The sequence below is a fragment of the Longimicrobium sp. genome (genome assembly GCF_036280135.1).
GTDB lineage: Bacteria > Gemmatimonadota > Gemmatimonadetes > Longimicrobiales > Longimicrobiaceae > Longimicrobium.
In genome coordinates, this window is sequence record NZ_DASURI010000234.1 from 1 (window position 1) to 6714 (window position 6714).

Annotated in this window: 8 protein-coding genes; 7 read left to right on the plus strand and 1 reads right to left on the minus strand. The window is 70.8% G+C overall.

What is annotated here, in order from left to right:
- Positions 1-369 precede the first annotated feature (369 nt).
- A complete protein-coding gene (locus VFZ20_RS07195) occupies positions 370-1110 on the minus strand; it encodes a CPBP family intramembrane glutamic endopeptidase (RefSeq protein ID WP_329683167.1) in 741 nt (246 codons plus the stop codon).
- Between the two features lie 138 nt (positions 1111-1248).
- Here VFZ20_RS07195 and VFZ20_RS07200 point away from each other — a divergent pair, with 138 nt between their 5' ends.
- From VFZ20_RS07200 to VFZ20_RS07230, 7 genes are all read left to right on the plus strand, one after another.
- Positions 1249-1650: a BON domain-containing protein gene (locus tag VFZ20_RS07200; RefSeq protein WP_329683168.1), complete on the plus strand. Its 402-nt coding sequence runs from the start codon at positions 1249-1251 to the stop codon at positions 1648-1650.
- An 88-nt stretch (positions 1651-1738) separates the two neighbouring features.
- Positions 1739-2164 carry a carboxypeptidase-like regulatory domain-containing protein gene (locus VFZ20_RS07205; RefSeq protein ID WP_329683169.1) on the plus strand — a complete coding sequence of 142 codons (426 nt, stop codon included), beginning with the start codon at positions 1739-1741 and terminating at the stop codon, positions 2162-2164.
- Positions 2165-2166: 2 nt separating this feature from the next.
- On the plus strand, positions 2167-2625 hold the full coding sequence (locus VFZ20_RS07210; RefSeq protein WP_329683170.1) for a carboxypeptidase-like regulatory domain-containing protein: 459 nt from the start codon (positions 2167-2169) through the stop codon (positions 2623-2625).
- A gap of 596 nt (positions 2626-3221) precedes the next feature.
- Positions 3222-3992: a transglycosylase SLT domain-containing protein gene (locus tag VFZ20_RS07215; RefSeq protein WP_329683171.1), complete on the plus strand. Its 771-nt coding sequence runs from the start codon at positions 3222-3224 to the stop codon at positions 3990-3992.
- A 79-nt stretch (positions 3993-4071) separates the two neighbouring features.
- Positions 4072-4767 (plus strand): DUF433 domain-containing protein, encoded by a 696-nt coding sequence (locus VFZ20_RS07220; RefSeq protein ID WP_329683172.1) that lies wholly within the window; start codon positions 4072-4074, stop codon positions 4765-4767.
- A gap of 1 nt (position 4768) precedes the next feature.
- Positions 4769-5224 (plus strand): hypothetical protein, encoded by a 456-nt coding sequence (locus VFZ20_RS07225; protein ID WP_329683173.1) that lies wholly within the window; start codon positions 4769-4771, stop codon positions 5222-5224.
- Between the two features lie 200 nt (positions 5225-5424).
- A complete protein-coding gene (locus VFZ20_RS07230) occupies positions 5425-6207 on the plus strand; it encodes a gamma-glutamyl-gamma-aminobutyrate hydrolase family protein (RefSeq protein WP_329683174.1) in 783 nt (260 codons plus the stop codon).
- The last annotated feature ends 507 nt before the right edge of the window (positions 6208-6714 follow it).

Here is a 6714-nt window from a genome sequence, read left to right on the forward strand (position 1 = left end):
CCTTCAGAATGACAGCGCGGGACGGATCACGTTGTCGCGGTTTTTTACTCGCCCAAGCTGTCATTCTGAGCGGAGGCCGGCGCCGGCTGGATCCATCCCGCGCGTGGTGCGTCCGGCGCCGGCCGACCGAAGAATCTGGTCGCCGGAGTGCGTGATGCCGCCCGCGCGCTGAGTTCGCGCGCGTGCACGGGCGAGGTCTGCGCGCGGCGCGACCAGATTCTTCACTCGGCGCCATCCGTCACGGGATGGATCTCGACGGCGCCTCCTTCAGAATGACAGCCCGGGACAGGTCCGCGCGTCGCGGATTCGACGCTTCGCGTCCGTTCGAAGGCGTCAGACGACTCCGCGCTGCGGATCAGCCGATCAGCGTCAGCGGGCGGCGGCGGCGCCGGCAATCACCAGGAACACGTCGTACAGCGCGTGCGTCCACGCGGCCACGCCAAATCCCCGCGTCATGTACAGCGCGCTGAACGCCAGCCCCGCCAGCATCCGGAACACGAAGCTGTTCAGCTCCCACTTGTACGCGTACGGGCCGATGTAGTGGAACCAGGAGAAGATGATCGCGGAGACGATCACGGCCACCACACCCGCCGTGGGCCGCTTGACCCCGGCCGCCAGCAGCAGGGCGAACAGGCCGCCCGTGAGGATCACGCGAAAGAGCAGCTCCTCGTAGATCCCCGCGCCCAGCGACAGCACGATGCCGTCGAACAGGGGCATGCTCGCGACGCCGCCGTCGGCCGCGAAGCGCACCATCCCGCCCAGCAGCACCTGCGTGGCCGCCGCGATGATGAAGCCGAACACGAGGGCGTACAGCACGCTCTCGCCCATCATCCCCGCGAAGTAGTCGCCGCGCAGGGGCACCTTCTTGCGCCGCCGCTCCAGCGCGATGATCACGGCCGCGCCCACGGCCAGCGCCGCCGTGAACGCCAGCGTGCCCTGCACGCCGCCGGTCGCCAGCAGGGTGCGCAGCAGCACGTCCGCGCCGTTGCGCATGCCCCCGCCGCGCCCGTCGCCGATCATCATCGCCCCCAGCTCGTAGAGAACGAGAAGGGGGAGGGCGAACAGCAGCGAGTAGGTGTGGGTCCGGGTAGTGTCGAGGTATCTTCGCATGGTGCCGCAATGTAAGCGCGCGGGGGCCAATCCGCGCGTGGCCTGCCGATTGCGAAATCCGGGTGCCGGATGGAGCCGTTCCGCGTGTATCCTGATGACGTGCGGAGGCCCTGGAAAGTTTCTCGCGACGGGACGGAGATGAAGCGGACGCGCTGGATGCACGCTCGGCGGATGGCGGTGGCGGTGCTGGTGGGCACGCAGGCGGGGTGCGCGCTGCTGGGCGGCGGGGCGCCCCCGGAGACGCCCCAGCAGGCCCAGGAGCGCGTGACGCTCGAGCAGACCATCCGCTCCGAGGTGGAGGCGCGCATGGCGGCGGAGCCGGCCATCGGCGCGGGCCGCATCCGCGCGGTGGTCAACGGCGGCGACGTCCAGTTGCACGGCGCGGCCCCCGGGTTCGGCGCGCTGCAGTGCGCGCTGGCCAACGCGGGGCTGGTGCCCGGCGTGCACCTGGTCGTCGACATGATGGTGCTGGAGCCCGGCCCCCGCACCGTGACCTGCCTGGCCCCGCGCGTCTTCTCCGGCACCGCCTCCGCCCCGTAGCGTCCGATTCCATCCGCCTCGCGCGTTCTCCCGTCGTCTTCCCCCGGCTCGTCGTCGGCTCCGCCCCAACCCGCTCCGTCCAATCCGCATGCGTCCCATCCGTATCCCCCGGCACCTGGCCACGTCGCTGGGCGCCATGCTCTTCATCTCCTGCAGCAATCCCGAGTGGGTGTGCGGATGCAGCCCGGCGGAGGTCAGCGCCGTGCTGTACGGCCGCGTGACCGATCCCTCCGGCACCGCCGTCCCGGGCGCGACGGTGGTCACGGAAGCGCGATACGGTGGATGCGGATCCTCCGTCACGAGCGGCACGGGCTACGTGCAGACGGACGCGGACGGCCGCTATCGGCTGATGATGCACACGCCCGCGCCGCCGCGCGCGGAAGACTGCCTGCTCGCCTTTGCCCGCGCGCCCCAGGGAAGCACCCTGGCGGGATCGGACACGGTGCCGTTCACGGTGCGCTTCGGGAACAGCGCGTCGTGGGACAGCGCCGCGGTGAACCTGGTGCTGCGCTGACGATGAGCGCGGAATCGACCGACGTCCGGCCGGCACCCCGCCGCCGACGGGTACCGGCGTACTTTGCGGGCGCGCTCGCGCTGCTGCTGGTGGTCTCGTGCACGAATCCAATGTGCGGCTGCCCGCCCCTTCCCCCGCCGCACGCCGTGCTCTACGGCCGCGTGACGGATCCGGCGGGCACGCCCGTGCAGGGAGCGGCCGTGGCGCTGGAAGGCGCGGAGACGGGATGCAACGGGCCCGGAACCGTGGGCGCCCGCGTGCTGACAGGGGCAGACGGGATGTATCGCCTGCCCGTCTGGATCTCGGCGGAGCCCATGGGCGTGTGCCTGCGCGCCCACGCCGCCCCGCCGTCCGGCCGCGAGCTGTGGGCGTCGGATACGATCCAGGTCCGTCCCCTGTTCGGCGCGGAGCCGGCGGACAGCGCGCGGGCGGACTTCCGGCTCCGCGCCATCTGGCCCTAGCGCCAAATCCTCATAAACACTGCGCGTAGACTTTAATTTCCTGAGAGGGTGCTGCCAAACAGCGCGCTTCGGACCGCGTCATCCTGCGGAGCCGCCGCGTGGACCCTGCCGAACGTGATCTTTGGCGGCGACGAAGGATCTTGCCCGCGAAACGCTGCGGCGGCGCTCGTGCACGGAACTCGTCTCCGAGTTTCGCACACAAGATCCTTCGGTCGCGCCAAGGTTTTGTGTGCGTTCAGGTTGCGTGCGGCGCTCCCTCAGGATGACGCTTCCTGGCCTCCGTTCAAGATGTGGGGAGCGCCCGCGCGGGACTCGCCCGCTCACAAGGCTAAGGGCGCGACCGAAGGATCTCCTTCGCGGGCAGGGACTTCGCTGCGGGACCGGGTCCTTGCCAGGGCAGGAAGATCCTTCGGGGCCGCACGCATCCGTGCACGGTCGAGTTCGCGAGGGCCCCTCAGGAAACGACTGCTTTTCCGGACCCGTTATAACGCCTGGACAGAGCACGACATGCGGCCGCCGCCGGAACGCAACCGTTCCCCGGCGGCCGCGATGCGTTTAGCTTTGGTTGCATCCAGCCGAACCTTTGGTATACCCGAATGTCCGAATCCCGCCGTCCCCGGCAGCCGCGCGCAAAGCCCAACGCCCGCCGTCCCCGCGCGCGGTCGGCGGGCCGCGCGCGCAAGCCGGCGTCGCGGACTGCGGGTGGACGGATGGGCGCGCGGCCGTGGCTGGTCGCGGGGATCGTGCTGCTGCTGGCGCTGCTGCCGCCCACGCGCGCGGCGGGCATGGCCGTGTGGGGCCGCGTGTCCGACGCGCTGGCGGCCGCCCGCGCCGCGGAGGCGCGCGAGCGCGCGGTGGCGGCGTACGCGCGGCGCTACGGCATCTCCATGGAGCTGGCGGACGCCATCGAGCGCGCCGCCCGCGCCGAGGGGCTGGAGACGGAGCTGGCGTTTCGCCTGGTGCGCGTGGAGAGCGCGTTTCGTCCCCACGCCGTGAGCCACGCCGGCGCGCTGGGCCTTACGCAGGTGATGCCGGCCACGGCGCAGTTCCTTCAGCCCGGCATCACCCGCGCGCAGCTGCTGGACCGGGACACGAACCTGCGGCTGGGCTTTCGCTACCTCAAGGAGCTGCTGGCCGTGTACGACGGCGACGAGGAAGAGGCGCTCACGGCGTACAACCGCGGGCCGGGCACCGTGGCGCGCATCCGCCGGCGCGGCGGCGATCCGGCCAACGGCTACGCGGACATGGTGCTGGGGGAGCGCGGCGGGTCGCCCGTGAACCTGGTGCGCCACGACAGCGCCGGCGCCGCGCCCGCCGCCCCGCCCCCGCACGAGCTCCCGCCCACCCGCCTGCCGAACGGGATGTAGACGCGACGGCGCTGGCGGGCCGCGGCCCGCGTGGTGATATTTCGAGGCTGGTACAGATCCCCTCGAGTGCATGCCGCCGATGGCTACCATCTACAACGGACGCGATCCCCGCGAGCTGCCCGCGTATGGCGTTACGGACGCCGCGCGGTACCTGGACGTGCCCGCCGCGACCCTGCGTTCGTGGGTCGCGGGACGCACGTACCGCAAGCAGGGCGGCGTGGGATCGTTCGAGCCGGTGATCGCCCCGGCGGACCCCGTGGAGCGCCGGCTCTCGTTCTACAACCTGGTGGAAGCGCACGTGCTGCGGGCCCTGCGCACCAAGCACGAGGTGCCGCTCAAGCACGTGCGGCCCGCGCTGGCCTACGCGGAGCGGGAGCTCGGCATCCAGCGCCTGCTGCTGAGCGAGCAGATGCAGACGGCGGGGGGCGACATCTTCCTGGAGCACCTGGGCCAGCTGGTCAACCTCAGCAAGTCCGGCCAGCTCGCCGTCAAGGAGCTGCTGTCCGCGCACCTGCAGCGGGTGGAGCGTGACAGCCACGCCATCCCCATCCGCCTGTACCCGTTCCTGGGACGCCCGGGCGAGCGGGAGGACCGGCCGGTGGTCATTGACCCCGCCGTCTCGTTCGGCCGGCCGACCATCACGGGGTCCGGCGTGCAGACGTCGGTGCTGGTGCAGCGCATCGACGCGGGCGAGAGCCTGGACGAGCTGTCGGCCGACTACCGGCTGACGCAGACGCAGGTGATGGCGGCCGTGCTGTTCGAGCGGGCGGCCTAGTGTGGAGTTCTTCGCGGACCGCAACCTGGGGGTGAACACGTTCCCCGAGACCCTGCGGGCCGCGGGGATCACGGTTCACGTGCACCAGGACCACTTTCCGCCTGACGCGCCGGACGTCGTCTGGATGCCGCAGGTCGCGGCGCGGGGGTGGCCCATCCTGTCGCCCGACATCCGCATCTCGCGCGACCGGCTGGAGGTGGGCGCCATCATGACGTCCGGCGCGGCCGTCTTTTGCCTCTCGGGCGGGCACTGCACCAGCCAGGACAAGGCCCGTAATTTCCTGCGCTGCCTGCCCCAGGTGCAGACGGTGCTGGAGGCGACGCCGCGGCCGTTCATCGCCAAGGTGTACCAGCCCAGCCGCGACGACCCCGACGACCGCAAGACGCGGCGGGTGGAGGTCAAGCTCACGTACGACGCGTGGGCCGCCCGCCGCGGCCAGTCGGGCCTGCTGCCCTGACGCGCCGGCAGATTCGTTCCATCCACCCGCGTCCCCGAACCCGGCACAGTTTGCCGGATCGGAAACGGATGTGCGGGTGCGGGGTAACGAGTCTGGACGTCAGATCCAGGGTTTGCGCCATCGTTCCGCACGGTCCCGATCTTGCCGACAGCGCCGGGATTGTTTTTTCGTAAGTAGGGTTCGCTTCAAAGGTTGGGTCCATGCATCAGCGCCCCGTCATCGGTATCGCCACGCAGACGCTGCAGTCCATCGACCGCATCCCGGAGGACCTTCCGGCCTCGTGGGTGATGAACCAGCGGTACTTTCACGCGTGCACCAGCGTGGGCGCGATCCCGTGGATGGTGCCGCTGCTGGACGACGACGTCGAGACGCTCCGCGCCATCTACGACCGCCTGGACGGCGTGTTCATCGCCGGCGGCGTGGACGTGGATCCCACGTCGTACGGCGCGGACCGCCACGAGCTGTGCGGGCGCACGGACCTGCCGCGCGACTTCGTGGAGATCCAGTTCGCAAAGTGGGCGCTGGAGGACGGCAAGCCCGTCTTTGGCGTGTGCCGCGGGCTGCAGGTGATCAACGTGGCGGCGGGCGGGTCGCTCATCCAGGACTGCGCGGGGCTGTACGAGGGCGCCATCAAGCACGACTACTTCCCCGGCGCGGGGTGGGCGCGCGACTACCTGGCGCACGACATCCGCCTGGCGCCGGGCTCGCGGCTGGCCGCCTGCCTGGGCACCGGCAACGTGATGGTGAACAGCATGCACCACCAGGCCGTGGAGCGCGTGGGCGAGGGCCTGGTGGCCACCGCGTGGGCGCCGGACGGGCTCATCGAGGCCGTGGAGGGCACGCGCGAGGGGCAGTTCCTGGTGGGCGTGCAGTGGCACCCGGAGATGCTCATCGACACGGACGCGGGCACCAAGCGCCTGTTCGAGGAGTTCATCGAGGCCGCCAACCAGTACCACAACGCGAACTCGCTCTCCTTCGCCTGATCAACGGACGGACGGCGGATGGCGATCGAAAGCCCCGGCTCTGCGCGCAGAGCCGGGGCTTTTTTGTGTCGGATGCGCGACGGGGCACCATCGCGACGCGCCTCATCCGGACAGGACGTCGGCTCGCTCCAAGTCTGCCAGGAGCGTCATCCTGAATGCGTCGGACGGCCACAAACGTCATCCTGAATGCCCCGGACAGCCACAAGCGTCATCCTGAATACCGCGGACGGCCACAAGCGTCATCCTGAGGAGCCGCCGCGCAGGCTCTGCCCGGGCGCAGTCCATGGCGGCGACGAAGGATCCTGCCCGCAAAGCGACAGGCCGGCCCCGGTGCACGGAGTCGGCCTCGTGGTTCGGACACAAGATCCTTCGTCGCCGCCAGGGTTCGCGTGGAGAGCAGGATCGCGCGGCGGCTCCTGAATAGAAAGCCAGGGCTGGCCTCGTGCATGGAGGCGACACCGCGCGAGCGCCCCCTCCGGGCTCGCGGAGCTCGCCCACCTCCCCCAA

Bases quoted from the DNA above. Each gene is read 5' to 3' on its own strand.
- VFZ20_RS07195 (WP_329683167.1), bottom strand. From the start codon at position 1,110: ATGCGAAGATACCTCGACACTACCCGGACCCACACCTACTCGCTGCTG.
- VFZ20_RS07200 (WP_329683168.1), top strand. From the start codon at position 1,249: ATGAAGCGGACGCGCTGGATGCACGCTCGGCGGATGGCGGTGGCGGTG.
- VFZ20_RS07205 (WP_329683169.1), top strand. From the start codon at position 1,739: ATGCGTCCCATCCGTATCCCCCGGCACCTGGCCACGTCGCTGGGCGCC.
- VFZ20_RS07210 (WP_329683170.1), top strand. From the start codon at position 2,167: ATGAGCGCGGAATCGACCGACGTCCGGCCGGCACCCCGCCGCCGACGG.
- VFZ20_RS07215 (WP_329683171.1), top strand. From the start codon at position 3,222: ATGTCCGAATCCCGCCGTCCCCGGCAGCCGCGCGCAAAGCCCAACGCC.
- VFZ20_RS07220 (WP_329683172.1), top strand. From the start codon at position 4,072: ATGGCTACCATCTACAACGGACGCGATCCCCGCGAGCTGCCCGCGTAT.
- VFZ20_RS07230 (WP_329683174.1), top strand. From the start codon at position 5,425: ATGCATCAGCGCCCCGTCATCGGTATCGCCACGCAGACGCTGCAGTCC.